The following is a 25,149-nucleotide window of genomic DNA, read 5'->3' as shown; positions in this document are numbered from 1 at the left end:
CATAATGTTTCCGATGCAAAAGGATTAATTCCGTCGCAATGAAACGCTCGACTTGTGCAAAAAGCTGTGTATTGCACATTCAGTCCGCCCTTTCGCCGCAACGCCTATTCCTCTCGCGACGCAAGGAAGGTCAAAACAATTTGACGGATTAAGACAAAAAGAGACGAATACCGCCTTGACCATATAGGTAGTTTCCCTCATAATTTGTAACAATTTATTGAATTTGCAACTCGCCTGACCTGCTATTGCGTCATCCCTCCCGTTGTCGATAGTGCATAGGTACAGCAGCTTGCGTATTGGCTTCACCTTCGAAATACGAGTTTCACCAGACCTGTGCAAAGCACGACATCGCAGCCCCCCGGATCATCGACCACGACGCCTGTCCATGCGCCGCCGCTTCGGTCAAACCGATTGCCGGCGATTCGGCCCCGCGCTCGCCGCCTTCCACCGTGGCGCGACGACATCCACAGTCCATCCGTATCCGGTGCGCGCGGACCTCTTCTCGATCGCCGTTGATTTGAACACTTAGCACGCGCGGGCGACGCCCGACACCAAAACTCACAATCACCTTCGGGAGAATATGAAAACGCCTCGCCAGCCTCTCTTTTGGGCTATCGTCGGGATTCCTAATCTCATCTGCCTTGCCTACTTCCTTCTCCTCGCATCGCCGGTCTACGTTTCGACTGCGTCGCTGATCGTCTACAAGCCCCAGCAGTCGTCGCAGAGCCTCGCGACGATGCTGTCCGGCACGGGCGGCGGCAATTCGATCGAAGGCGCCTACATCGTCAAGGACTACATCGGATCGTGGGACGAGTACCGGAACGTCGCGAAGTCCGTCGATCTGCCGAAACACTACGGTCAAGGCGATTTCGTGAGCCGTTACGGCGGCCTCGCGACGCTTTTCCGCAAGAACGACGTCGCGCTGTGGCACTACTACCAGAATCGGGTGAATGCGGCGATCGACCAGAACAGCGGGATCGTGTCGCTGTCGGTGCAAGGCTATTCGCCCACGGCGGCCGCAGCCGTCGCCGAGCGGGTGCTGCAGGATTCCGTCCGCCACATCGACAACATGAATCGCCAGCAAGAAAGCGATTACATGAAAAACGCCGTCGATCGCCGCGCCGCCATCGAGGCGAAGCTGAAGAGCGACGAAGCGGCGCTGTCGGCGTATCGCGTGTCGACCGGCATCCACGATCCGTCGGAGCTGTACACATCCAATCTCGCGCTGCTGAACTCGCTGAACGAGCAGAAGACCCGCCTCGCCTCGCAGTACGACGCAATCGTGAAAGCAACGCCGAACAATCCGGTCGCGCAAAACCTGCGCGCGGCGATGACGGCCATTCAGGCCAAGATCGCGAGCACCGAAGCGGAAGGCAAGACGCTGTCGCGGCGCGCCGCGCGCTATGAAGAGCTGACCGTCGCGCGCAACAACGACGTCGCGCTCTTGCGGGAAATCGAAACGGCCGTGCAGCAGGCGCAACTGAACGCGATGAAGAACAAGTACTACTTGAACATCATCAGCGCACCGTCCAGCCCGCGCGCGCCCGAACTGCCCCGGCGCCTCGAATGGATCGCCGGCGTCTTCCTTGCGACTCTCGTTCTTTGGGGACTACTCCGATGACCCACTTCTCCCGAGCCGCTCGCGCCGGGCTCGCCGGCGCGACGCTGGCGCTGTCCGCATGCGGCCTGCTGCCGTCCGCCGGCCCGTCCGTCTCGACCGTCAGGTCGAACACCGACGTCGACATCGTCAACGTCACGCCGGCGCTCGCGCGGGAACGCGCTGAGAAGGAAGCGGCGAGCCGCCGGGCCGCGATCGAGCGAGCCGTTTCCGATCTGTCGCAAGCGACGCATCACGGCGCGTTCACGTTCGCCCCAGGCGACGTCCTGCACGTGACCCTGTGGACGATCTCCCCGTGGCCGGGCGCCGATTCGCAGCAAGGCGCGTCGAACGTCCCGTCGCCCATCGATCTCGGCAACTATACGGTGTCCGAAAAAGGCACGATCGATCTGCCCTATGTCGGCCCGACGCCTGTCGGCGCACTCGGCCCCGACGACGCGCAGAGGGCTGTCGCGCGCCGCTACGCGTCGCTCGGCATCCTGCAAAGCCCGTCGGCGAAGATCACCATTGCATCGACGTCGCAGAGCAGCGTCATCGTGACGGGCGCGATCGGCGCACCGAAGCTCATTGCGTGGACGCCCGCGGGCCTGTCGCTGACATCCGCCCTCACGCAGGCGCTCGGCAACGGCGCGGATCTCGTCGGCACCACCAGCGGGCGCGACAGCGACAACGTCGCGACGCAAGTGACCGTCCTGCGCAAAGGCGCATCGGTCACGCTGCCGCTCGAAGAAGCGCTCGCGCGGCAAGCGGCGCTCGAACCGGGCGATCGCGTGCTGGTCAAGCGTGCGCCGCTCGTGCGCGTGACCGTCGTCGGCGGCGGCGTGCGCAAGAACGGGCAATTCGGCTTCGCCCATCCGCCGACGCTGGCCGAAGTGCTCGCGTCGGCGTCCGGGCTCGACGCGAACCTCGCCGACGACCACGCGGTATTCGTTCTCGAACAGACGCCGCAAGGCGAACGCCCGGTGCTCTACGACTTCGCATGGAACAACCTGCAGGGCCTCATCGCTTCGCACAGCTTCCCGATCAAGGACGGCGACATGATCTACGTCGCCGAAGCGCCGATCGTCCCGGTCGAGCGGGCCATCGGCATCCTGTTCCAGCTCGCGCTGCCCGTGCAGGCCGTGAAGTGACATGACGTTCGACGCCTATATCGACCAGTTGGGCCTCCCCGCCGGCGAGGCCCGGCGGCTTCGCGCATCGGTGCGCACGTGGGACGACCTCCACGCGTGGCTCGACGCGAATCAGGCGCCCGTCATCCAGCCGAGGCCCGAGCGGATCACCGTCGCACCGCCGCCGCTGAACGTGTCGTGGAAACACAATGTCTGGCGGCGCTTTCGTCGGTCCCGATCGCTGAAGGCGCCTGTCGGCCAGCCGCCTGGCTGGGAGCAGGTCGTCGAATACCGGCGCAAGGTGTCGCTCGCGCTCACGCTGATCACGACGATCGTGATCCTGATGCTGTCCCACTACACGTTGCGCGCGCAACAAATGCCCGAGATCACGATCAGGATCTATCTCGTGATCTACGGGATCATGACGTGGTTCCTGGCCGCCAATTTCTTCAAGCTCCTCATCGGGACGTGGCATACGCTGCGCGGGCCCGGCAACAATCCGTGGCATCCGTCGAAATCCGCGCAGGAGCCGCGCGCGGGCGCAAAGGTCGCGATCGTCTATCCGGTGTATCACGAGGACGTCGCGCGCGTCGCCGCCGGGATGGCCGCCACGTGGGCGTCGATCGAGCGCGATCACCCGGAATACAGCCATCATTTCGACAACTTCCTGCTGTCGGACAGCCGCAGGCTCGAGTACGGCGTCGTCGAGCAGGCGGCCGTTCACAAGCTGAGGGAGCAGTTCCCGGGCGGCCGGTTCTTCTATCGCCGTCGTCCGGTCAACCTGAACGCGAAGCTCGGCAACGTCACCGATTTCTGCCGCCGCTGGGGCAAGAAGTACGAGTACATGCTCGTAATGGACGCCGACAGCATCATGGACGGCAACGCGATCGTCGCGCTGCTCCGGATGATGGAGGGCAACCTCCGGATCGGCATCCTGCAGACGAACCCGAAGCCCGTGATGCGGCGAAGCCTCTTCGGCCGGATGCAGCAGTTCGCCGCCCGGCTGTACGGCTCGGTCTTCTCGTACAGCCTGCAGGCGATGTTCATGGGGCACGCGTCGTACATCGGCCACAACGCGATGATACGGATGAAGCCGTTCATCAAGTACTGCATCCTGCCCGAGCTGCCCGGAACGCCGCCCTGGGGCGGCAAGCCGCTGAGCCACGACATCATCGAATCCGCGATGATGGCCCGCGCGGGCTACGAGGTCTGGTTCCTGCCCGAGCTCGAAGGGAGCTACGAGGAAATTCCGGCGAATCTTCTCGGATTCCTGATCCGCGAACGCCGGTGGATGCAGGGCAACATGCAGCATCTGCGGTTCCTGTTCATCGACGGCCTGCGCTCGGTGCATCGCGAGACGTTCCTGAACGGCTCGATGGGCTATCTCGCCGCGCCGCTGTGGGCGATGTTCCTCGTCGTCTCGGCCTACGGAATGGTTCACTTCCTGAGCCACGGCGCGCTCGTCATCGGCGCGATCCAGGTTCTGCAGATGCCGATGCTGATGCTGCTGATCTCGTCGCTCGTGTTCCTGTTCATGCCGCGGGTCCTCGCCTTCGTCGTGCATGTGAAGCGCGACCGCGCGCGCGGTTTCGGCGGCAAGGACAAGCTGATGTGGTCGCTGCTGCTCGAGACGATATTCTCGTTCTTCTTCTCGCCGATCATGATGATCTACGTGACCCGCTTCGTGTGGCTCTGGATCAAACGGCGCAGCATTTCATGGGGCACCCAGCAGCGCGACGACGAGCCCCTGCCCTGGTCCGCATGCTTTCGGCACTTCGGCTGGATCAGCGTGATCGGCGTCGTCTGCTGGGCCTCGATGGCTTACGCCGTTCATGGCATCTCGGGCGCCCGCGCGCTGATGATCGCGGCGCTCTCGCGCAATTGGGTCTCGCCCGGCGACATCATGCTGTGGTTCTTCCCGATTCTCGCCGGATTCACGGGCAGCGTGTGGATAGCGAGATTCACCAGCCTGACCATCGACGCCGTGCAATCGCGCAAACTCTTTTGCATTCCGGAGGAAATCGATCGCCCGCAGGTCATCGACGACACGATTGCGTGGGAGCGCCGATTGCGAAGCGATCTGCCCGACATTGACGATCCGCAGGCCGTCATCGATTTCGCCGTGCGCGACGTCGGCTTCTATGTCAAGCACCGGCCCGAAACGCGCGGCCGCCCGCACGTCGCCGCACGGCTTCTGCCGTCGATCATCGCCGGCAAGCCGCTCGCGGGCAAGAACCTGCTGCTCGCGCTGAGCGAGCGGCGCTGCTTCGACGCGCTGCACGCGCAGGCGCGAAGCCGCCGCGCGATGCCGCACGACGACGCGAGGACGCCGGTTCGCGACGAGGCGGAGTCCTTCGCATGACCGGCGCTCCCGTCGGCAAGGCGCGCCACGCCGCCCTCTACACACAAACACTGCACGCACCAGGAAAACACCATGCTCAAAGTAACGAAAGCCGTATTCCCCGTGGCCGGATTGGGTACGCGATTCCTGCCGGCGACCAAAGCAAGCCCGAAGGAGATGCTGCCTGTCGTCGACAAGCCGCTGATCCAGTATGCGGTGGAAGAGGCGATCGCGGCGGGCATCACCGAAATGATCTTCGTGACGGGCCGCAGCAAGCGCGCGATCGAGGATCACTTCGACAAATCGTATGAAGTCGAGGCGGAACTGGAAGCTCGCGGCAAGGAAAAGCTGCTCGATCTCGTGCGCAGCATCAAGCCGCGCCACGTCGACTGCTTCTACGTGCGCCAGTCCGAAGCGCTCGGCCTCGGGCATGCGGTGCTGTGTGCGGAAAAGCTCGTCGGCAACCAGCCGTTCGCCGTGATCCTCGCGGACGACCTGCTCGACGGCAGGCCGCCCGTGATGAAGCAGATGGTCGATGTGTTCGACCACTATCACAGCTCGGTGATCGGCGTCGAAGAGATTCCGCCCGACGATACGCGATCCTACGGAATCGTCGACGGCAAGGAGTGGGCGGAGTCGGTCGTCAAGATGTCGGCGATCGTCGAGAAGCCCGCGCCCGAAGATGCGCCGTCGAACCTGGGCGTCGTCGGCCGCTACGTGCTGAAGCCGCGGATCTTCAAGCATCTGCGCGAACTCACTCCCGGCGCGGGCGGCGAGCTGCAATTGACCGACGCGATCCAGTCGCTGCTGTCCGAAGAGCAGGTGCTCGCGTACAAATACGACGGCGCCCGTTTCGACTGCGGCAGCAAGCTCGGCTATCTGAAGGCGACGGTCGAGTTCGCGCTTCGCCACCCCGAAGTTCGCGGCGACTTCACGCGGTATCTTGCCGAGCGGACGTTGCCGCTGAACGGCTGACGGATTCGCCGGCGGCCCCTTTTCGTCAATCCGTCGCCCCCGCATAGGCGGCTTTGAGCGCGGCGACGTCGAACTTCCGCATGCTCATCATCGCATCGGCGACGCGCGCGGCCTTCACGGGGTCGGCGTCGGCCATCATCGCGATCAGATCGTCCGGCACGATTTGCCACGAGACGCCGAAGCGGTCCCGCAGCCATCCGCAGTCGTCGGGCGCCCCGCCGCCTTCGAGCAACGCGTTCCAGTAGCGGTCGAGCTCCGCCTGATCGCGGCAGCTCACCAGGAACGATATCGCGTGGTTGAACGACTCGGTCCGCGGGTGGCTCATCGCGAAGAAGGGCTGCCCGAACAGCACGAACTCGACGAGCTTCGTCGAGCCGGCGCTCGGCACCGCGGTGACACGCACCACGTGCGAATCCGGAAAGATGCCCGCGTAGAAAGCGGCGGCCTCCTCGGCTTGCGTCGAGTACCAAAGAAAAGGCGTGATCTTTTGAATCGCCATCGCAAATCTCCTGTCAGGGGTGGCTCGATGCATGCGCGAGTCGCATGCGGTCATGCAGACGACGGACGGGCCCGCCGAAATCGACACTTTGCGAGAAAAAAGTTTCGTTCTTCCTGGCGAGTTGCTGCGGTGCGCAGATGCCCCCCCGTCCGCCACTCGCCGCCCTGACGCACGCTCTCGCGCAACGTGCCGAGCGAGCGCAGCGGCTTCGCGTGCGCGGTCACCCTCATCCGGCGATCCACGTACGCCCACATCGTCGCGCTCTCGGACGCCTCCAGATCGAGGCTAAACATCACGTCGTTGACGACCGCGCGCAGCGCGCCCTCCTGCTGCTCGATCCGCGTCGAGTGCGAGCCTTCGCGCAGGAACTCGTAGAACGTCTCCGGCAGATCGAGGTGCGCGCGCATCCAGCGCTCGCTCGCGCCGTGCGCCAGATTGAAGTGCAGCCACAGGAATTCACCCGGCCGCGCGTCGCGGCCCGCCGCCCATTCGGCCGCGGACGCGAAGCGGAATCCGCACACCATGCCGGACGTGTCCGCGCCGTAGGTTTGAATGATCATTTCGGGTTTCATCGACTGTTCCGCTGTTCTCGGCCGCCGGCCCGCCCGCGCGCGGCGGGGCCGGACGCGACGCGGCCGCGCCTGATGCGAAGCGTACGATACCAGAGCGGAATCACGATGACGGCCGGATGGCCGCGAGGCCGTTTTTCGGAGAGATCGCGTCGGCGCGATGCCTCGACTGGAGCGCGCTGCTGATCACCGGCTACGCGGGCCATCTGGTCGACCCGGCCGGGATGGGCTTCGTCGCGCGCAGCGTCGGGCTCGAAAGCGCGCTCTGGATGCTCGCCGCCCTGCTGTGCCTCGTTCCGTTTTGCGCTCGCGTGGTGACGGCGAACCGAACGTAACGGGCGGCGCGCGTCACCGGTACTGCGCCGCGCCGATGAACTGCGAGAACCGTTCGCACCAGATCACGACGGTCGTGTACGCATCGACATCGACGTCCGCCGCGAGCGGCGCGACGAAATCGCCGAACGTCTTCAGCTCGCCGACTCGCCGCGCGCGCGGCTTCACCGCGAGAAACGCCTCTTTCGATGCGACGAACCCCGGTACGAGGTAGATCTTGTAGTCGGGGCCCGGCGCGACGCGCCCCTCGAATGCGAGCGCCGTGCGCGCGACGGACAGCTTGCCGTCCGCCCAGTGCAGCGGATCGCCGCGCGTGAGGCCCCGCTCGAAGCGCCCGGTGTAGAGCGCGCGATCGGCGAGCGGGCGCAGCTCGGTTTCGGTCGCGCCCGGCTCGGCGGTCAGGATCGGCAACGCATACACGCCGAGCGCGAAACCCAATGCGAGCGCGATCGCGTGCGAGCCGATCCGGAACCCTGCTTTTTTCATGACTGCCGTCCTCCGTAGTCGAATCGATGCGCCGGACGCCCGCGAACGGGCCCGGCACGACTACAGTCGGCGCGGCGGCCGGAATATGACAGATGGCGAGGCACGCGCCGCGTGCGGCATGCCGACACGCCCAGCAAGCGGCCGCCCTTCGCCCGTCACGCTCCCGCCGCGCTCGCGTATCCGCAGCAGCTCGTCCTGAAGCACCCGAATCCGCTCAGTCGAGCGGCGGCACCGTGCCTTCGGTCAGCGTCCTGATCAGACGCGCGCGCCGGCGCTCGAGCTCGACGATCTGGCGCTCGATCGACGCGAGCCGCCTGCGCTGCGCATCGGTGGTTTCCGGGCACATGGCCGCGCCTTCGATCATGCGCATGCAGTCAGGAAACGAACGGATCTCGGCAAGGCTGAATCCTGTTGCGATCAGGCGCTGGATCTGCGCGACCTGCGCGATCGCCGCGATCGGGAACGACCGGTAGCCGTTGCACGCCCGCGCCGAGGTCAGCAGGCCGTGCTGATCGTAATGTCGGATCGACCGGACGCTCGCGCCGGTCTCGCGCGCGAGCTCGCCGATCGACAACGCGCGCGGTGCCGGGGTCTCGTTCATGTCGGCGAGGATAGCACCGTTTCCGCTTGACTCTGACACCGGTGTGAGGGTTGAAACTACCGGCTCCATCCACTCCGGAGTCTCGATTCATGCGTTCACACCTGCTTCGCCGCACCTTCGCCGCGCTATCGGCGGCGCTCTGGCTCTGCGTCGCCGCTGCCGGCGCGCCGGCTGACACGCACGGCTACACGGCCGTCGCGCCCGACGGCGTGACGCTGGCGATCCAGGAGTCGGGCGACCCCGACGGTTCGCCGATCATCTTCGTCCACGGCCTCCTCGGCAGCCGCCTGAATTGGGACGCGCAACTGAAAGACCCGCGGCTTCTGCGGCACCGGCTCATCACGTACGACCTGCGCGGCCACGGCCTGTCCGGCAAACCGGCCGGGACAGGCGCCTATGCCGACGGCCGCCGCTGGGCCGACGATCTGGCGGCCGTGATCCGGTCGTCGCACGCGCGCAAGCCCGTGCTCGTCGGCTGGTCGCTCGGCGCGGCCGTCATCACGAACTATCTGGCGGCCTACGGCGACGGCGACATCGCGGGCGCCGTGTATGTCGACGGCGTGATCGAGCTGGCGCCCGATCAGATCGTCGCGCATCCGGACGTCTACCGCGACATGACGTCCGCCGATCTGAAAACGCATCTGGACGGCGAGCGCGCGTTCGTCGGCCGGTGCTTCCATCGGCCGCCGGATCGCGAGACGTTCGAGCGCCTGCTCGCGAACGCCGCGCTCGCTTCGTGGGACATGCAACGGGCCGTTCCGTCGATGACGATTCCGCTCGCGCACGGGCTCGGGCGAGCCCGGGTGCCGATATGGCTCGTCTACGGCGCGCGGGACGCGCTCGTTCATGCCGAGCCGTCGATTGCCCGCGCGAAGGCAGTCAACACGCGGGTCCGGAGCACGCTGTATCCCGACTCGGGGCACGCGCCGTTTCTCGAAGAGCCCGAGCGTTTCAATCGCGATCTCGCCGATTTCGTCGATGGAGTCGATGGGGGCAATGGAGGGCGATGCGGCGGAGTCGCGCCGACCGACATGAATTGTGCAGCGCAACGCCAACGTGACAAAAAAGTATCGGCAGCCGATTTCTTTTGACGTAGTGAACCCGCGCTGCGACTCACTACAGTTGCTCCTGCCGTCGGCGCCGCCCGCACGACGGAAGACAAGCAGAATCAAGGAGACACTGGTGAACACGATGCGATTCCTGTTGGCCGCAGCGCTCGTCGGCGCGTGCGTGCCGGTCGCGGCGACGGCCGCGACGCAAGTCTGCAAGGTGCCGACGCTCAAGGTGCTCGCGCAGAAGAGCCTCGGCCTTTCGGTGATGGAGAAGTCGCTGCCCGACTACGAAAAGACGAGCGGCACCCGAATCGAGATCAGCTACTTCGGCGAAAACGACCGCCGCGCGAAATCGCGCCTCGACGCGTCGACGGGCGCGGGCTCGTATCAGGTCTACTACGTCGACGAGGCGAATGTCGCCGAATTCGCGTCGGCCGGCTGGATCGCGCCGCTCCTCAAGTACTACCCGAAGGAATACGACTACGACGACTTCCTCCCCGGCCGCCGCGCGGTCGCGAGCTACAAGGGCGTCGCGTACTTCGCGCCGCTCATCGGCGGCGGCGATTTCCTGTTCTATCGCCGCGACCTGCTCGACGCCGCGCGCATCCCGGTGCCGAAGACGGTCGACGAGCTCGTCGCCGCGATCAGGAAGCTGAACGCGCCGCCGAAGCTGTACGGCTGGGTCGCGCGCGGCCAGCGCGGCTCGGGCATGAACGTGTGGCGCTGGGCGCCGTTCATGCTCGCGCAGGGCGGCGCGTGGACCGACAAGAGCGGCCAGCCGGCGTTCAACTCGCCCGCCGCGGTGCAGGCGACCGAACGCTACCGCGATCTCTTCAAGTACGCGCCGCCCGGCGCGGCGACCTACGATTGGAGCAACGCGCTCGAAGCGTTCCGCTCGGGCAAGGTCGCGTTCATGATCGAATCGACGCCGTTCGCCGACTGGATGGAGGACCCGTCCAAGTCGAGCGTCGCAGGCAAGGTCGGCTACGTGCGGCCGCCCGCGCCGCTGCCGTCGGCCGCTTACGGACACGGGCTCGCGATCTCGTCGGTCGGCGCGAAGGACGACTGCACGCGGCAGGCAGCGGGCCGCTTCATCGCGTGGGCGACGAGCAAGGAGCAGGAGCAGGCGCGGCTGCGCAACGGCGTGTTCAGCGACTACAACCGCACGAGCACGATCGGCGGCGACTACTTCAGGCAGCACGTGAAGCCGCAGATCCTCGCGGGCCTCGCCGATACGAACCCGGTGACGAAAGCGACGATCTGGGCGACGCCGCAATGGCCCGACATCGGCGACAACCTCGGCATCGCGCTCGAGGAAATCTTCACGGGCACGCAGACCGACGTGCGGGGCGCGCTCGACGACGCGGCGCAGTACGCGAAGGACGCGATGGCGCACGGCGCACGCAAGTGACGCCATGCGCGGGCGGCGCGGCGGCCATGCGGCCATCGGACGACGCGGCCGCGCGCCTTCGCCCGCTTCGCATCATCGCCCCGTCGCCCCGTCGCCCGCCTCGCAGGAGATTCCAATGTTCAATCATGGCAAGACGAGCCTGCCCTGGCTCTTTCTCGGCCCGCCGCTCGCGCTGATGGCGGTGCTCGGCCTCGTGCCGACGATCGCCGCGATCAACCTCGCGCTGAAGAACCGCGTGCTGCGCTACGCGGACAGCGATTACGTCGGCCTGCGCAACTTCGCGCGGCTCGCGTCCGACCGGCGCTTCGTGAACGCGATCGAAGTGTCGGCGCTGTGGGAGATCGTCACGGTCGCGGGCGCGGTCGTGGTCGGCATCGCGCTCGCGGTGTTCCTGTTCGAGCGCGTGCGCGGCCGCTGGCGCCGCGCCGCGGTGCTGATCCTGATCATGCCGGTGCTGCTGCCGCGCGTGTCGGCCGCGTTCATCTGGAAGTTCATGTACGCGCCGCTCACGGGCATCCTGAGCTGGCTGCTCGGCACGCTCGGCGTCGCGAACACCGCGTTCCTCGCCGATCCGCATCTCGCGCTCGTCGCGGTCGCGCTCGTCGACGTCTGGCAATGGGGCCTCTTCTTCTCCGTCGTCGTGCTCAAGCTGCTGGAGACGCTGCCGCCCGAGCCGCTCGAAGCGGCGCGGCTCGACTACGCGTCGACGTGGCAGGTCTACGCGTACATCGCGCTGCCGATGCTCAAGGCGCCGATCATGAGCCTCGTGTTCATCAAGATGGTCGAATCGCTGCGCTCGTTCGACCTCATCTACGTGATGACCAAGGGCGGCCCCGGCATCGCGACCGAGACGCTCGACATGTACGCGTACGCGCAAGGCATCGGGCTGTCAGGCAAGGTGTCGTACGCGTCGAGCATGGCGGTGCTGATGATGGTCGCGACGACGCTCGTGTTCACGTTCATCTGGAAGCGGGTCGACAAATGGGACGACTGATCGCGCGCGGCGGCACCATCGCAATCGGCGGCGCGATCGCGCTCGTCGCCGTGTTTCCGCTCGCCTGGGCGCTCATCAATTCGCTCAAGCGCCTGCTCGACATCGTCACGCCGACGCCGCGCTTCATCTTCGCGCCGACGCTCGACAACTACCGGCAGGTGCTGTCGAGCCCCGAGGTGACGATCGGCCTTTGCAACAGCCTCGCGATCGTCGGCGCGGCGGTCGTGCTGGGCGCCGTGCTCGGCGTGCCCGCCGCATACGCGATCGCCCGCTATCCGGTGCGCGGCAAGCGCGACATCCAGTTCTTCCTGCTGTCGCTGCGCTTTCTGCCGCCCGTCGCGGTCGCGATTCCGCTGATCGCGATCTGGGTCGACCTCGGGCTCTACGACACGAAGCTGTCGATGATCGTCACGTATCTGCTCGTCACGCTGTCGACGATCACGTGGCTGTCGATTCCCGTGTTCCGCCGGCTGCCGCGCGAGATCGAGGAGGCGGCCGCGCTCGACGGCTACGGGCCGTACGCGGTGTTCTGGCGCGTCGCGCTGCCCGTTTGCGCGAGCACGCTGCTGGGCGGCATCGTGTTCAGCTTCGTGCTCGTCTGGAACGAGCTGATGATCGCGCTCGCGCTCACGTCGTCGCGCTCGGCGACGCTGCCCGTCGTCGCTTCCGCGTTCACGTCGCTCGGCCAGGAGGTGCCGTGGGGCGTGATCAACGCGTCGACGGTGCTGCTCGCGCTGCCGCCCCTCGTCTTCGTCGGCATGCTGAGCCGACTGCTGAACTCGATGCTCAAAGGCCGATAAGCGGCCAACAAGGAGAATCCGTTGAAAGCCCTCGTACTCGAAAAGGCGCGCGACCTCGCGCTGCGCGACATCGACCTGCCGCTCGATGTCGGCCCGTCCGACGTCAAGATCCGCATCCACACGGTGGGCGTGTGCGGCAGCGACGTCCACTACTACACGCACGGCGGAATCGGCCCGTTCCGGGTCGACGCGCCGATGGTGCTCGGCCACGAGGCGTCGGGCACGATCGTCGAGGTCGGGCGCGACGTCACGTACCTGCGCGTGGGCGAGCGCGTCTGCATGGAGCCCGGCATCCCGCGCTTCGATTCAAGAGCGACGCTGCACGGCCTCTACAACCTCGATCCGTCGGTGCGCTTCTGGGCGACGCCGCCCGTGCACGGCTGCTTGACGCCCTACGTCGTGCATCCGGCGGCGTTCACGTACCGGCTGCCGGAGAACGTGTCGTTCGCCGAGGGCGCGATCGTCGAGCCGCTCGCGATCGGGCTGCAGGCCGCGAAGAAAGCGGCGATGAAGCCGGGCGACATCGCCGTCGTCGTCGGCGCGGGCACGATCGGCGCGATGACGGCGCTCGCCGCGCTCGCGGGCGGCGCCGCGCGCGTGATTCTTGCCGATGTCGTCAAGGAGAAGCTCGCGCTGTTCGCGTCGAACCGCGCGGTGACGACGGTCGACGCGAGCACGCAGTCGCTCGCCGAAGCGGTCGCGCGCGAAACCGACGGCTGGGGCGCGGACGTCGTGTTCGAGGCGAGCGGCAACGCGAAGGCGTATGCGGGGATCGTCGACCTGCTGTGCCCGAACGGCTGCCTCGTGCTGGTCGGGATGCCGCTCGATCCGGTGCCGCTCGACGTCGTCTCGCTGCAGGCGAAGGAAGCGCGGATCGAATCGGTGTTCCGCTACGCGAACGTCTTCCCGCGCGCGCTCGCGCTGATCGCGTCCGGCGCGATCGACGTGAAGCCGTTCATTTCGCGCACGTTCCCGTTCTCGGACGGCCTGCGCGCGTTCGAGGCGGCGGCGAGCGGCCAGCCGCACGACGTGAAGATTCAGATCGAAATGGATTGAGCGATGGCACAGATCGTCTGCACCGGTTTGACGAAACGCTACGACGGCGGCGCGCCCGTCCTGCATCCGCTCGATCTCGAGATCGGCGACGGCGAGTTCATCGTGCTGCTCGGCCCGTCGGGCTGCGGCAAATCGACGATGCTGCGGATGATCGCCGGGCTCGAAACCATCACGGGCGGCGCGCTCGCGATCGGCGGCACCGTCGTCAACGATCTCGCCGCGCGCGAGCGCAACGTCGCGATGGTGTTCCAGAACTACGCGCTGTATCCGCACATGACCGTATACGAGAACATCGCGTTCGGGCTGCGGCGCCTGAAGGTGCCCGCCGCCGAGATCGACCGGCGGGTGCGCGAGGTCGCGCGCGTGCTGAGCCTCGACGCGCTCCTCGAGCGCAAGCCGCGCGCGATGTCGGGCGGCCAGCAGCAGCGCGCGGCGATCGCGCGCGCGATGATCAAGACGCCCGACGTGTTCCTGTTCGACGAGCCGCTGTCGAATCTCGACGCGAAGCTGCGCGCGCAACTGCGCGGCGACATCAAGCGGCTCCACCAGCGGCTGAAGACGACGACGCTGTACGTGACGCACGACCAGCTCGAGGCGATGACGCTTGCGGACCGCGTCGTGCTGATGCGCGGCGGGCGCATCGAGCAGCTCGGCACGCCGGCCGAGCTGTACGGCTGCCCGCACACGGTGTTCGCGGCGGGCTTCATCGGCACGCCGGCGATGAACTTCGCCGACGGCGCGATCGAGCGCGCGGCGGGCGGCGTCACGCTCGCCGCGGGCGGCGCGCGCTGGCCGCTCGCCGCGCGCCGCTTCGCGGGCCTGGCCGACGGCCTGCGCGTGAAGCTCGCGCTCCGGCCGAACTATCTCCGGATCGCGACGGGCGCCGGCGCCGGCGCGCAAAACGCGTCCGGGCCGGCGGGCGCGCTCGCGCTCGAAGGCCGCGTCGAGCTCGTCGAGCTGCTCGGCGCCGAGGCGCTCGTCACGTTCGGCTGGAACGGCACGCCGTTCTCGGCGCTCGTGCCCGCGTCGGCCGCCCCCGCGCTCGGCGCCGTGGTAACGTTCACGTTCGACGAGCGCGACCTGCATCTGTTCGACGCGGCGACCGGGCGCAACGTGATGCTGCCCGGCGCCGGGACGCCCGCCGGCGCCGCGATGCGGCCGTCGCCGGGCGCGCCGCACGGGCTGACGATGTCGCGCTCTTGAACGGCGAGCGCCGGCCCGTGCACGCGCAGGAGCGACAGATGAACCCAGACCTCGAGATCGTCCCCACCCGCCGCGACGAATCGTTTCGCGCGTGGTCGCACGACTATCCGCACACGGTCGCGAAGTGGCATTTTCATCCGGAGTACGAAATCCACCTGATCCAGGCGTCGCGCGGCAAGTTCTTCGTCGGCGACCATATCGGCGATTTCGCGCCCGGCAACCTCGTCGTCACCGGGCCGAACCTGCCGCACAACTGGATCAGCGAGCTCGGCCCCGGCGAGCGCGTGCCGTCGCGCGACGTCGTGCTGCAGTTCTCGCGCGAGGCGGCCGAGAAAATGGTCGCCGCGTTCGCCGAGCTGCAGCCGGTGCTCGACCTGATCGACGAAGCGTCGCGCGGCGTGCAGTTTCCGGACGAGGTGGGGCTTGCCGTCGCGCCGCTGATGATCGAGCTCGCGAGCGCGCACGGCTGCCGGCGCGTCGAGGTGCTGATGTCGCTGTTCGACCGGCTGTCGTCGTGTGCCGCGCGCCGCATGCTCGCCGGCCCCGGCTACCGGATCGACGCGCAGCACTACATGTCGTCCACGATCAACCAGGTACTCGCGTACCTGCGGCAGAACCTGCCGGGCACGCTGCGCGAGGCGGACGTCGCCGAATTCGCCGGCATGAGCGTCAGCACGTTCACGCGCTTCTTTCGCCGGCATACCGGCTCGACGTTCGTCCAGTACCTGAACCGGCTGCGGATCAACGAGGCGTGCGAGCTGCTGATGTGCTCGGCGCTGAGCGTCACCGACATCTGCTATCGCGTCGGCTTCAACAACCTGTCGAACTTCAACCGGCAATTCCTCGCCATGAAGGGAATGCCGCCGTCGCGCTTTCGCGCGCTGCACCGGCTGAACGAGCCGCATGAGCCGCAGGCGAAGCACGAACCGCACGCGCGGCCCGCCGCGGACGCGGCGCCGGCCACGGACGCCGCACCCGCCGCACTCGTCGCACCCACCGCGCCGTCGCACGCCGCGCGCACCGTCACCCTTTCACACCGGAGCCTCCACCCGTGACCTTCCTCGGCATCGATCTCGGCACGTCCGAAGTCAAGGCGATCCTAACCGACGCCGATTCCGCGCCGCTCGCCACGGGCAGCGCGCCGCTCGCCGTCGAGCGGCCTCACCCGCACTGGTCCGAGCAAAGCCCGCAGGCGTGGTGGCACGCGACGCTCGACGCGCTCGCCGCCGTGCGCGCCGTGCACCCGCGCGGCTTTGCCGCGCTGCGCGGGATCGGCCTGTCCGGCCAGATGCACGGCGCGACGCTCGTCGACCGCGCGGGGCAAGTGCTGCGCCCCGCGATCCTGTGGAACGACACGCGCGCCGCGGCCGAATGCGTCGAGCTCGAGGCGCTCGTGCCCGAATCGCGCGCGATCACCGGCAACATGGCGATGCCGGGCTTCACCGCGCCGAAGCTGCTGTGGCTCGCGAAATACGAGCCCGCGGTGTTCCGCGCCGCGCACAAGGTGCTGCTGCCGAAGGATTACGTCGCGTGGCGGCTGTCCGGCGAATTCGTGTCCGACATGTCGGACGCGTCCGGCACGCTGTGGCTCGACGTCGGCCGGCGCGACTGGTCCGAGCGGATGCTCGCCGCGACCGAGCTGTCGCGCGAGCAGATGCCGCGCCTCGTCGAAGGCAGCGCCGCGGCCGCGCAGTTGCGCGACGCGCTGCGGCGCGAATGGGGCGTGGCCGGCCCCGTCACGATCGCGGGCGGCGCGGGCGACAACGCGGCGAGCGCGATCGGCATGGGCGTCGCGAACGCGGGCAGCGGGTTCCTGTCGCTCGGCACGTCGGGCGTGCTGTTCGCCGGCAACGACCGCTTCGCGCCGAATCCCGGCGACGGCGTGCACGCGTTCTGCCATTGCCTGCCCGAGCGCTGGCATCAGATGAGCGTGATCCTGTCGGCCGCGGCGAGCCTCGACTGGTTCGCGAAGACGCACGACGTCGCCGTCGACACGCTGCCCGCGCTCGCCGAGCGCGCGGACGCATCGCGCGCGCCGCTGTTTCTGCCCTACCTGAGCGGCGAGCGCACGCCGCACAACGACGCGAACGCGCGCGGCGTGTTCTTCGGGCTCGCGAGCGAGCATCGCGCGGGCGACCTCGCGTATGCGGTGATGGAAGGCGTCGCGTTCGCGATGGCGGACGGCTACGCAGCGCTGCGCCGCGCCGGCACGACGCTCGACGACGCGTCGTTCATCGGCGGCGGCTCGAAGAGCGCGTTCTGGGCGCAGTTGTGCGCGAACGCGACGGGGCTCGCGATGCACCGGCACGCGAGCGGCGCGGTCGGCGCGGCGCTCGGCGCGGCGCGGCTCGCGCGGCTCGCGGCGACGCACGATGCGATCGACGACGTGTGCACCGCGCCGGCGATCGCGGAGACGTACCGGCCCGACCCGGCGTCGGCGGGCCTGCTCGGCGAGCGGCTCGCGCGCTATCGGCGGCTGTATCGGGCGTTGAAGGACGAGTTCGCGGGCTGACGCGCGACGCCGCCCCCACCGCCACCGCCGCCGCGAACGCGGCGATCCCCGACCCGGCAGGATTCGCGCCGGCGCCCGCCCGCGCGCCTCAAGCCGCCGCGCCGCGCAAGCGCGCGCTCCGGTCCCGGCACGCGCGCATGCGCGCGGCCTCCCGCGCGGCGCGGCTGCGCACCCGCCGCCTGCGCCCGTACATCTGCGCCGGCCCCACGTAAGCCGTGTTCCTCGGCGTCGCCGCGCCGCCGTCGCGCGGCGCGCCCGCTTCAATAAACGTCTCTTGCATAACGCTTGTCCTTCGCGAGCCGCGCGACGTAGTCCGCCGCCTGCTCGTCGGTCATCCCTCCATGCCGCGCGACGATTGTCTTCAGCGCCGCGTCGACGTCCTTCGCCATGCGCGACGCGTCGCCGCACACGTAGAAATGCGCGCCCTCCTCGAGCCACGCCCACAGCGCCGCGCCCTGCTCGACCATCCGGTCCTGCACGTAGATCTTCTCTGTCTGGTCGCGCGAGAACGCCACGTCGAGCCGCGTGAGAAAGCCGTCCGCGCGCATCTGCGCGAGCTCGTCGCGGTAATAGAAATCGGTGTCCGCGTGCTGCTCGCCAAAGAACAGCCAGTTGCGCCCTTTCGCGCCGCGCGCGCGGCGCTCGTGCAAAAAGCCGCGGAACGGCGCGATGCCCGTGCCCGGTCCGACCATCACGATCGGCACGTCACCACCCGCCGGCGGCCGGAAATGCGCGGACTTCTGCACGAACACCGGCACGGGCGCGTCGGCCGCGCGGTCCGCGAGGAACGTCGACGCGACGCCCTTGCGCTGCCGCCGCCCGTTGCCGTAGCGCACGGCCGACACCGTCAGGTGGATCTCGCCGCGATGCGCGTTCGGGCTCGACGCGATCGAATAGAGCCGCGGCTGCAGGCGCTTGAGCATGCCGACGAGCTCGGCCGCCGAGAGCTCCAGTGGAAACTCGTGCAGCACGTCGGCGAGCTGCTGGCCCCATAGCCACTGCTTCAGGTCGGCCTTGCGGTCGTCGCCGAGCAGGCGCGCGAGCGCTTCGCCCGAGCGGCTGCGCGACGCGACGAACGCGAGCGCGTCCGGATGCGGCCGCGTGATGTCGAGATGCTTCGCGAGCGCGTCGGCAAGCCGCAGCTCGCCCACGCCCGCGACCGCCACCGGCGCGTCCGGCTTCAGGCGCGTGAGCGTCAGCAGCTCGTCGACGAGCTCCGGGCAGTTCGCCGGCCACACGCCGAGCGCGTCGCCCGTTTCGTATTCGAGCGCCGCGCCGTCCGTCGACAGCGACACGCAGCGCGTATCCTTCGCCGCGCCCGGCTCGTTGAGCCGCAGGTTCGCGACGAGCCGCGACGCGGCCGGACGCGTCTTCGTCGGAATCGCGCCCGACGGAATCATCCCGTCCGCCGGCACCGCGTGCAGCGCCGCATCCTCTTCCTTGATCCGCGCGATCGCGCGCTCGAGCCATGCGTCGGCGGCCGGCTGGAATTCGGCGTCGCAGTCGACGCGCTCGACGAGCCGCGTCGCGCCGAGCGCGGCGAGCCGCGCATCGAGCCGGCGGCCGTGGCCGCAGAACTGGTCGTAGTTGCGGTCGCCGAACGCGAGCACCGCGTAGCGCAGCCCGTCGGCGCGCGGCGCGTCCTCCGCGAGGAGCGCCGCCCAGAAATCCTGGCCGTTGTCGGGCGCGTCGCCGTCGCCGAACGTGCTCGTCATCAGCAGCGCGTACTGCGCCTTCGCGAGCGACGCGGCCGGATAGTCGGCCATGCACGCGACGCGGATCTCGAAGCCCGAGTCCATCAGTTGCGTCGCGTAGCGCTCGGTCAGCGATTCGACGTTGCCCGTCTGCGACGCCCACAGCAGCACCACCTTCGGCCGCGCGCGCACGATCCGCACGCCGCTCGGCACGCTCGGCGCATCGACGGCCGCGCGCGCTGCCGGCTGCGCCGCATCCGCGCGCGCGTCGACGAGCGAGTCCACGCGCGCCGCCGCGCCGCCCGGCGCGCGGCTGAACAGCCCGGCGAGCAGCCCGTCGACCCACAGACGCGCCCTCGCATCGAACGGCGCGCTCGCGGGCAGCACGGGCACGCCAGCCGCACGCCGCCCCTCGGCCGAGCGCAGCCCGCTCACGAAGCCCGCGACGTAGACGCGCTCCGCATCGGTGAGCTGCGGCGCGCTCGCCGCGGCGGGAACGCCGAGCAGCGCGGCGAAGGGGTCGATGTCGGACATGTCGGGTTCCTCGGAGGCGGCGGCGGCGCGGGCCGCTTCGCGCGCGGCGTGCGCATCGGCTTCGTGCGAGCTGGTTGCTTCGTGCCATGCGGCGCGCGGCGCGCGAGCGCGGTCGTCCGCCTCGACGTCGCCCCCGGCGTCCGCGTTGCCCGGCGCGTCGACGCGCGCGAGCGCGACCGCGCAGAATTTGAGTTCAGGCTGCAGCGACACCGGATCGACCGCGTCGTTCGTGACCGCGTTCACGCACAGATCGTCGCCGTAGACGTCGTTCCAGTGCATCGGCGCGAAGCACGCGCCTGGCTGCACGCGATCCGTGACGACGGCGGGCAGCACCGCGCGGCCGCGCGCCGAGCGGATCTCCACCGCGTCCTTCGCGGCGATCGACAGCGCGGCCGCGTCGTCCGAATGGATCTCGACGAACGGACGCGGATTGAGCTTGTTCAGCATCGCGACCTTGCCCGTCTTCGTCATCGTGTGCCATTGATGCTGCAGGCGCCCCGTATTCAGCACGATCGGGAATTCGGGCGTCGGCATCTCGGCCGGCGCGACGTGCGGCCGCGCGTGGAAGCGCGCCTTGCCGGTCGGCGTCGGGAATGCGATCCGCGGCACGCGGCCGTCGGGCAGCGTCACGCGCGTCCGGCTCGTGCCGTCGTTCAGGTAGCGGACCGGATGGCGGTTCTGCCCGCCGTCCGGCGGACACGGCCATTGCAGCGGCGCATCGCGCAGCGCCGCATGGCTCGCGCCGCGCAGGTCGTAGCCCGTCTTCGGATTCGCGAAGCGCCGGATCTCATCGAATACTTCGGCAGCCGAACCATAGTCGAACGCGTCGCCGTAGCCCATCTCGCGCGCGACCGCCGCGACGATCCGCCAGTCCGGCCACGCGTCGCCGGGCGGCTCGACCGCCTGCCGCATCAGCGTCAGGTTGCGCTCCGAATTGATCATCACGCCCTCGGCTTCCGCCCACAGCGCGCCGGGCAGCAGGATGTCAGCGTAGCGGTTCGTCTCAGTGTCGAGGAACGCGTCCTGCACGATCACGACCTCGGCCGCCTGCAGCCCGGCGATCACGTTCTTGCGGTTCGCGACGGTCGCGGCCGGATTCGTGCAGATGATCCAGCACGCCTTCACGTCGCCCGCCGCCATCTTCGCGAACAGGTCGACGGCGCCGCCGCCCGCGTCCGGGCGAATCGTGCCGGCGGGCAGCCCCCATACGTCCTCGGCGAAACGGCGGTCGTCGCCGTCGAGCGCCGAGCGCTGGCCGGGCAGCCCCGGCCCCATGTAGCCCATCTCGCGGCCGCCCATCGCGTTCGGCTGCCCGGTCAGCGAGAACGGCCCGCTGCCCGGCCGGCAGATCTTGCCCGTGGCGAGATGCAGGTTGCAGATCGCGTTCGTGTTCCATGTGCCGTGCGTGCTCTGGTTGAGCCCCATCGTCCAGCAGCTCGTCCATTCGCGCGCGTCGCCGATCCATTGCGCGGCGAGCCGGATGTCGGCCTCGGCGAGGCCCGTGATCGCGGCGACCCGCTGCGGCGTGTAGCTGCCGAGAAAATCCGGCATCGCGTCCCAGCCTTCGGTGTGCGCGGCGATGAATTCGGCGTCGGTCCTGCCGCTCGCGTGCAGCAGATGCAGCAGGCCGTTGAGCAGCGCGAGATCGGTGCCCGGCCGGATCTGCAGGAACAGGTCCGCCTTCTCGGCCGTCGCGGTGCGGCGCGGATCGACGACGACGAGCTTCGCGCCCGCCTTCACGCGATCCATCATCCGCAGGAACAGGATCGGATGGCAGTCGGCCATGTTCGAGCCGATCACGAAGAACAGGTCCGCGCAGTCGAAATCCTGGTACGAGCCGGGCGGGCCGTCCGCGCCGAGCGACAGCTTGTAGCCGCTGCCCGCGCTCGCCATGCAGAGCCGCGAGTTCGATTCGATGTGCGGCGTGCGCACGTAGCCTTTCGCGAGCTTGTTGACGAGGTACTGCGCTTCGAGCGACATCTGCCCCGACACGTAGAACGCAAGCGCGTCGGGGCCGTGCGCGTCGAGCGCCGCGCGCAGCCGGCGCGCGGTCTGCGCGATCGCGTCGGCGATCGGCACGGGCGCGGGATCGCGGTCGCGCGCGTCGCGCACGAACGCGCGCTCCAGCCGGCCCGCGTTGCGCAGCGCGACGTGCGCGGACGAGCCCTTCGTGCACAGACGCCCGAAATTGGTCGGATGCTCGGCGTCGCCGGACACCTTGACCACCTCGCCGCCCTCGACGTGCAGCACCATCCCGCAGCCGACGCCGCAGTATGGGCACACGGTCTTCACGCTCGCGCCCGTCACGTTCGCCTCGCCTCGCTTCGTCGCCATCGGCCGATGCGGCGCGTTACGCCGCGACCCACACGTAGCCGTCCTCGACGCGCGACGGATACGCGCTCACCGACTTGTCCGGCGCCTCGACGCACTCGCCCGTGCGCAGGTCGAAGTGATGCTTGTAGAGCGGCGATGCGACGACGATCCGCTCGCCGAGGCTGCCGATCAGCCCGCGCGACAGCACGGCCGCGTGCGAATGCGGATCGACGTTGCCGATCGCGAACGCGCGGCCGCCGTCGCCGGCGTCGACATGGAACACGGCGATCTGCTCGCCGTTGACGAGCGCGCACACGCCGGTATTCGGCACGATCTCGTCGAGTGCGCAGACGGGCGTCCACGCGGATGCATGACGTGGGTTGTTCATGGCGATCTCCTAGCGTTGGCTGACGAAGACGGCGCGCTCAGGCCGTCTCGGTTTCGGTTTGCACTGCGGGTTGCGCTTCGGTGCGCGCTTCGGCGGGCATCTGTGCCGCGCGCACGGCGCGCGCGCCGCCCGGGCCGGCCGCATCGCGCTCGTCCAGCGTCGCCGGGCGGATCTGGCCGCGCGCCTCGACGAACGCGATCGTCGAATCGGGCGCGTCGCTGTTGATGAAATGGCGGAAGCGCCGGCGCGTCGCCGGATCGGTGACGGCCCGCTTCCATTCGCATTCGTACGTATCGACGACGTGCTGCATCTCCGCTTCCAGCTCCGCCGCGAGCCCGAGCCTGTCGTGCACGACCACGTCGATCAGGTAGTCGAGCCCGCCTTCGAGGTTCTCGCGCCACACGCTCGTGCGCTGCAGGCGGTCGGCCGTGCGGATGTAGAACATCAGGAAGCGGTCGACGTAGCGCACGAGCGTCGCGCGGTCGAGGTCGGCCGCGAGCAGCTCCGCGTGGCGCGGCTTCATCCCGCCGTTGCCGCACACGTACAGGTTCCAGCCCTTCTCGGTCGCGATCACGCCGATGTCCTTGCCCTGCGCCTCCGCGCATTCGCGCGTGCAGCCGGACACGCCGAACTTCAGCTTGTGCGGCGCGCGCAGGCCCTTGTAGCGGTTCTCGAGCTCGATCGCGAGGCCGACCGAATCGCCGACGCCGTAGCGGCACCACGTCGAACCGACGCACGATTTCACGGTGCGCACCGACTTGCCGTATGCGTGGCCCGATTCGAAGCCGGCCGCGATCAGTTCTTCCCAGATGAGCGGCAGTTGCTCGACGCGCGCGCCGAACAGATCGACGCGCTGGCCGCCCGTGATCTTCGTGTAGAGGCCGAACTTCTGCGCGACCTGGCCGACCGCGATCAGCCCTTGCGGCGTGACTTCGCCGCCCGGCATCCGCGGCACGACCGAATACGTGCCGTCGCGCTGGATGTTCGCGAGGTAGTAGTCGTTCGAATCCTGCAGCGACGCGTGCTCCTTCTTCAGCACGAACTCGTTCCAGCACGACGCGAGGATGCCGGCGACGGCCGGCTTGCAGACGTCGCAGCCGAGGCCGCGCCCGTGCCTGCTCAACAGCGCGCCGAACGTCTTGATCCGCTCGACGCGCACCAGGTGATGGAGCTCCTGCCGCGAATACGGGAAGTGCTCGCACAGATGGTTGTTCACGTCGAGGCCGTGCTTCTTCATCTCCGCCTTCATCACCTGCGTGACGAGCGGCACGCAGCCGCCGCACGACGTGCCCGCGCCGGTGCAGCCCTTGAGCGCGCCGATGCTCGTCGCACCCTGCGCCACCGCTTCGCACAGTTGCGCCTTCGTCACGTTGTTGCACGAGCAGATCTGCGCGGCGTCGGGCAGCGCGCCGACGCCGGGCGCCGGCTTCGCCGCGCCGTCCGCCTGCGGCAGGATCAGGAATTCGGGCGCCTGCGGCAGCTCGATCCGGTTCAGCATCATCTGCAAGAGCGTGCCGTAATCGGCCGCGTCGCCGACCATCACCGCGCCGAGCAATGTCTTCCCGCACTCGGACACGACGAGCTTCTTGTAGACGCCGCGGCGCTCGTCGGCGAACTGGTACGCGCGGCTGCCGGGCGTCTTGCCGTGCGCGTCGCCGATGCTCGCGACGTCCACGCCCATCAGCTTGAGCTTCGTGCTCAGGTCCGCGCCGGTGAACGCGTCGTCGCCGCCCGCGAGCCGCCGCGCGACGACGCGCGCCATGTCGTAGCCGGGCGCGACGAGGCCGAACGTCTGGCCGTTCCACGCCGCGCATTCGCCGATCGCGTAGACGTTCGCGTCGCTCGTGCGGCAGCCGCTGTCGATCGCGACGCCGCCGCGCGGGCCGATCTCGAGCCCGCACGCGCGCGCGATCTCGTCGCGCGGCCGGATGCCCGCCGAGAACACGATCATGTCGGTGTCGAGATGCGTGCCGTCGGCGAACGCCATCCGGTGCGCGCCCGTCTCGCCGTCGACGATCTCGAGCGTGTTCTTGCCCGTGTGCACCTGCACGCCGAGCGCCTCGATCTTCTCGCGCAGCATCCGGCCGCCGCCTTCGTCGACCTGCACGGCCATCAGCCGCGGCGCGAACTCGACGACGTGCGCGGCGAGCCCCATGTCGCGCAGCGCCTTCGCGCATTCGAGGCCGAGCAGCCCGCCGCCGACGACGACGCCCGACTTCGCGCGCGCGCCGCAGGCCCGCATCGCCTCGAGGTCCTCGATCGTCCGGTAGACGAAGCAGCCGGCGCGCTCGCGGCCCGGCACGCTCGGCACGAACGGCGTCGAGCCGGTGGCGAGCACGAGCTTGTCATACGCGAGCGTCTCGCCCGTCGACAGCGCGACCGTGCGCGCGCCGCGGTCGATCGCGACCGCCTTCGTGTTCAGCAGCAGGCGGAAGTTCGGGTGATGCTCGAAGAAGCCCGGCTCGACGAGCGACAGATCATCGGCGGACTTGCCGGCGAAGAATTCGGACAGGTGAACGCGATCGTACGCGGGGCGCGGCTCTTCGCAGATCACCGCGACCTGCGGCGCGGCGCTCGCGCCCTGCGCGCCGGCCGCGATGCATTCGAGCAGCTTGTGACCGACCATCCCGTGACCGATGACGACGATTTTCATGATGAATG

18 protein-coding genes and 2 pseudogenes are annotated in these 25,149 nt (G+C 68.7%); 13 read left to right on the top strand and 7 right to left on the bottom strand.

What is annotated here, in order from left to right:
- Nucleotides 1-580: 580 nt before the first annotated feature.
- From WS92_RS08335 to galU, 4 genes are all read left to right on the top strand, one after another.
- The gene (locus tag WS92_RS08335) at nucleotides 581-1,621 is read left to right on the top strand and encodes a KpsE/RkpR family capsule polysaccharide export protein (protein WP_015603967.1); all 1,041 of its coding nucleotides are present in this window, start codon (nucleotides 581-583) and stop codon (nucleotides 1,619-1,621) included.
- Entirely contained in the window at nucleotides 1,618-2,748 is a 1,131-nt protein-coding gene (locus WS92_RS08330) for a polysaccharide biosynthesis/export family protein (protein ID WP_059933747.1), read from the top strand. Before WS92_RS08335 ends, WS92_RS08330 begins: the two co-directional genes overlap by 4 nt.
- 1 nt (nucleotide 2,749) lies before the next feature.
- A complete protein-coding gene (gene mdoH, locus WS92_RS08325) occupies nucleotides 2,750-5,089 on the top strand; it encodes a glucans biosynthesis glucosyltransferase MdoH (protein WP_059933751.1) in 2,340 nt (779 codons plus the stop codon).
- A 72-nt stretch (nucleotides 5,090-5,161) separates the two neighbouring features.
- Nucleotides 5,162-6,043 carry a UTP--glucose-1-phosphate uridylyltransferase GalU gene (gene galU, locus WS92_RS08320; protein WP_059933755.1) on the top strand — a complete coding sequence of 294 codons (882 nt, stop codon included), beginning with the start codon at nucleotides 5,162-5,164 and terminating at the stop codon, nucleotides 6,041-6,043.
- 25 nt (nucleotides 6,044-6,068) lie between these two features.
- Here the strand turns inward: galU and WS92_RS08315 are convergent, their stop codons facing one another.
- Together WS92_RS08315 and WS92_RS08310 are read right to left on the bottom strand one after the other, a co-directional pair.
- The gene (locus WS92_RS08315) at nucleotides 6,069-6,542 is read right to left on the bottom strand and encodes a VOC family protein (protein ID WP_059933758.1); all 474 of its coding nucleotides are present in this window, start codon (nucleotides 6,540-6,542) and stop codon (nucleotides 6,069-6,071) included.
- 104 nt (nucleotides 6,543-6,646) lie between these two features.
- Nucleotides 6,647-7,114, bottom strand: a pseudogene (locus WS92_RS08310) (CorA family divalent cation transporter); the annotation flags it as partial.
- A 170-nt stretch (nucleotides 7,115-7,284) separates the two neighbouring features.
- On the opposite strand from WS92_RS08310, the pseudogene WS92_RS08305 reads away from it, so the two are divergent.
- Nucleotides 7,285-7,446: pseudogene (locus tag WS92_RS08305) on the top strand (transporter); the annotation flags it as partial.
- Between the two features lie 13 nt (nucleotides 7,447-7,459).
- Here WS92_RS08305 and WS92_RS08300 read toward each other — a convergent pair.
- Nucleotides 7,460-7,930 (bottom strand): DM13 domain-containing protein, encoded by a 471-nt coding sequence (locus WS92_RS08300; RefSeq protein WP_006027114.1) that lies wholly within the window; start codon nucleotides 7,928-7,930, stop codon nucleotides 7,460-7,462.
- Between the two features lie 214 nt (nucleotides 7,931-8,144).
- The gene (locus WS92_RS08295; protein ID WP_059933764.1) at nucleotides 8,145-8,531 is read right to left on the bottom strand and encodes a MerR family transcriptional regulator; all 387 of its coding nucleotides are present in this window, start codon (nucleotides 8,529-8,531) and stop codon (nucleotides 8,145-8,147) included.
- Nucleotides 8,532-8,620: 89 nt separating this feature from the next.
- Between WS92_RS08295 and WS92_RS08290 the strand changes: the two genes are divergently transcribed.
- The 8 genes from WS92_RS08290 (at nucleotide 8,621) to xylB (ending at nucleotide 17,559) form a co-directional block, all read left to right on the top strand.
- Nucleotides 8,621-9,622, top strand: coding sequence for an alpha/beta fold hydrolase (locus WS92_RS08290; protein WP_059933766.1), 1,002 nt, complete (start codon nucleotides 8,621-8,623; stop codon nucleotides 9,620-9,622).
- 91 nt (nucleotides 9,623-9,713) lie between these two features.
- Complete coding sequence (locus WS92_RS08285) at nucleotides 9,714-10,994, top strand: ABC transporter substrate-binding protein (protein WP_006027111.1); 1,281 nt, start codon at nucleotides 9,714-9,716, stop codon at nucleotides 10,992-10,994.
- A 115-nt stretch (nucleotides 10,995-11,109) separates the two neighbouring features.
- Entirely contained in the window at nucleotides 11,110-11,988 is an 879-nt protein-coding gene (locus WS92_RS08280) for a carbohydrate ABC transporter permease (RefSeq protein ID WP_059933769.1), read from the top strand.
- Nucleotides 11,976-12,788, top strand: a complete 813-nt coding sequence (locus WS92_RS08275) for a carbohydrate ABC transporter permease (RefSeq protein WP_059933772.1) — start codon at nucleotides 11,976-11,978, stop codon at nucleotides 12,786-12,788. The genes WS92_RS08280 and WS92_RS08275 overlap by 13 nt, the downstream gene beginning before the upstream one ends.
- A 21-nt stretch (nucleotides 12,789-12,809) precedes the next feature.
- Nucleotides 12,810-13,844, top strand: a complete 1,035-nt coding sequence (locus tag WS92_RS08270; protein ID WP_059933775.1) for an NAD(P)-dependent alcohol dehydrogenase — start codon at nucleotides 12,810-12,812, stop codon at nucleotides 13,842-13,844.
- Between the two features lie 3 nt (nucleotides 13,845-13,847).
- The gene (gene ugpC, locus WS92_RS08265; protein WP_006027107.1) at nucleotides 13,848-15,047 is read left to right on the top strand and encodes an ABC transporter ATP-binding protein; all 1,200 of its coding nucleotides are present in this window, start codon (nucleotides 13,848-13,850) and stop codon (nucleotides 15,045-15,047) included.
- Nucleotides 15,044-16,102, top strand: a complete 1,059-nt coding sequence (locus tag WS92_RS08260; protein ID WP_059933778.1) for a helix-turn-helix domain-containing protein — start codon at nucleotides 15,044-15,046, stop codon at nucleotides 16,100-16,102. Before ugpC ends, WS92_RS08260 begins: the two co-directional genes overlap by 4 nt.
- Nucleotides 16,099-17,559, top strand: a complete 1,461-nt coding sequence (xylB, locus tag WS92_RS08255) for a xylulokinase (RefSeq protein ID WP_006027105.1) — start codon at nucleotides 16,099-16,101, stop codon at nucleotides 17,557-17,559. The genes WS92_RS08260 and xylB overlap by 4 nt, the downstream gene beginning before the upstream one ends.
- A gap of 260 nt (nucleotides 17,560-17,819) precedes the next feature.
- Here the strand turns inward: xylB and WS92_RS08250 are convergent, their stop codons facing one another.
- Genes WS92_RS08250 through nirB form a run of 3 tightly spaced genes read right to left on the bottom strand, consistent with a single transcriptional unit; the run spans nucleotide 17,820 to nucleotide 25,141 of the window.
- Complete coding sequence (locus tag WS92_RS08250; protein ID WP_059933809.1) at nucleotides 17,820-22,094, bottom strand: bifunctional nitrate reductase/sulfite reductase flavoprotein subunit alpha; 4,275 nt, start codon at nucleotides 22,092-22,094, stop codon at nucleotides 17,820-17,822.
- A 43-nt stretch (nucleotides 22,095-22,137) separates the two neighbouring features.
- Nucleotides 22,138-22,488: a nitrite reductase small subunit NirD gene (gene nirD / locus WS92_RS08245; protein WP_006027103.1), complete on the bottom strand. Its 351-nt coding sequence runs from the start codon at nucleotides 22,486-22,488 to the stop codon at nucleotides 22,138-22,140.
- Between the two features lie 37 nt (nucleotides 22,489-22,525).
- On the bottom strand, nucleotides 22,526-25,141 hold the full coding sequence (gene nirB, locus WS92_RS08240; RefSeq protein ID WP_059933781.1) for a nitrite reductase large subunit NirB: 2,616 nt from the start codon (nucleotides 25,139-25,141) through the stop codon (nucleotides 22,526-22,528).
- Between the last annotated feature and the right edge of the window lie 8 nt (nucleotides 25,142-25,149).

The sequence above is a fragment of the Burkholderia sp. MSMB1588 genome, assembly GCF_001546925.1.
Lineage (GTDB): Bacteria > Pseudomonadota > Gammaproteobacteria > Burkholderiales > Burkholderiaceae > Burkholderia > Burkholderia humptydooensis.
The sequence above is the reverse complement of the archived record's forward strand: the minus strand, read 5'-3'. Positions and strand labels throughout refer to the sequence as shown.

What these genes read in the sequence shown, in the direction of transcription:
- WS92_RS08315 (WP_059933758.1), bottom strand. Translation starts at nt 6,542, where the DNA reads ATGGCGATTCAAAAGATCACGCCTTTTCTTTGGTACTCGACGCAAGCC.
- mdoH (WP_059933751.1), top strand. Translation starts at nt 2,750, where the DNA reads ATGACGTTCGACGCCTATATCGACCAGTTGGGCCTCCCCGCCGGCGAG.
- WS92_RS08330 (WP_059933747.1), top strand. Translation starts at nt 1,618, where the DNA reads ATGACCCACTTCTCCCGAGCCGCTCGCGCCGGGCTCGCCGGCGCGACG.
- galU (WP_059933755.1), top strand. Translation starts at nt 5,162, where the DNA reads ATGCTCAAAGTAACGAAAGCCGTATTCCCCGTGGCCGGATTGGGTACG.
- WS92_RS08280 (WP_059933769.1), top strand. Translation starts at nt 11,110, where the DNA reads ATGTTCAATCATGGCAAGACGAGCCTGCCCTGGCTCTTTCTCGGCCCG.
- WS92_RS08300 (WP_006027114.1), bottom strand. Translation starts at nt 7,930, where the DNA reads ATGAAAAAAGCAGGGTTCCGGATCGGCTCGCACGCGATCGCGCTCGCA.
- nirB (WP_059933781.1), bottom strand. Translation starts at nt 25,141, where the DNA reads ATGAAAATCGTCGTCATCGGTCACGGGATGGTCGGTCACAAGCTGCTC.
- WS92_RS08335 (WP_015603967.1), top strand. Translation starts at nt 581, where the DNA reads ATGAAAACGCCTCGCCAGCCTCTCTTTTGGGCTATCGTCGGGATTCCT.
- nirD (WP_006027103.1), bottom strand. Translation starts at nt 22,488, where the DNA reads ATGAACAACCCACGTCATGCATCCGCGTGGACGCCCGTCTGCGCACTC.
- WS92_RS08275 (WP_059933772.1), top strand. Translation starts at nt 11,976, where the DNA reads ATGGGACGACTGATCGCGCGCGGCGGCACCATCGCAATCGGCGGCGCG.
- ugpC (WP_006027107.1), top strand. Translation starts at nt 13,848, where the DNA reads ATGGCACAGATCGTCTGCACCGGTTTGACGAAACGCTACGACGGCGGC.
- WS92_RS08290 (WP_059933766.1), top strand. Translation starts at nt 8,621, where the DNA reads ATGCGTTCACACCTGCTTCGCCGCACCTTCGCCGCGCTATCGGCGGCG.
- WS92_RS08295 (WP_059933764.1), bottom strand. Translation starts at nt 8,531, where the DNA reads ATGAACGAGACCCCGGCACCGCGCGCGTTGTCGATCGGCGAGCTCGCG.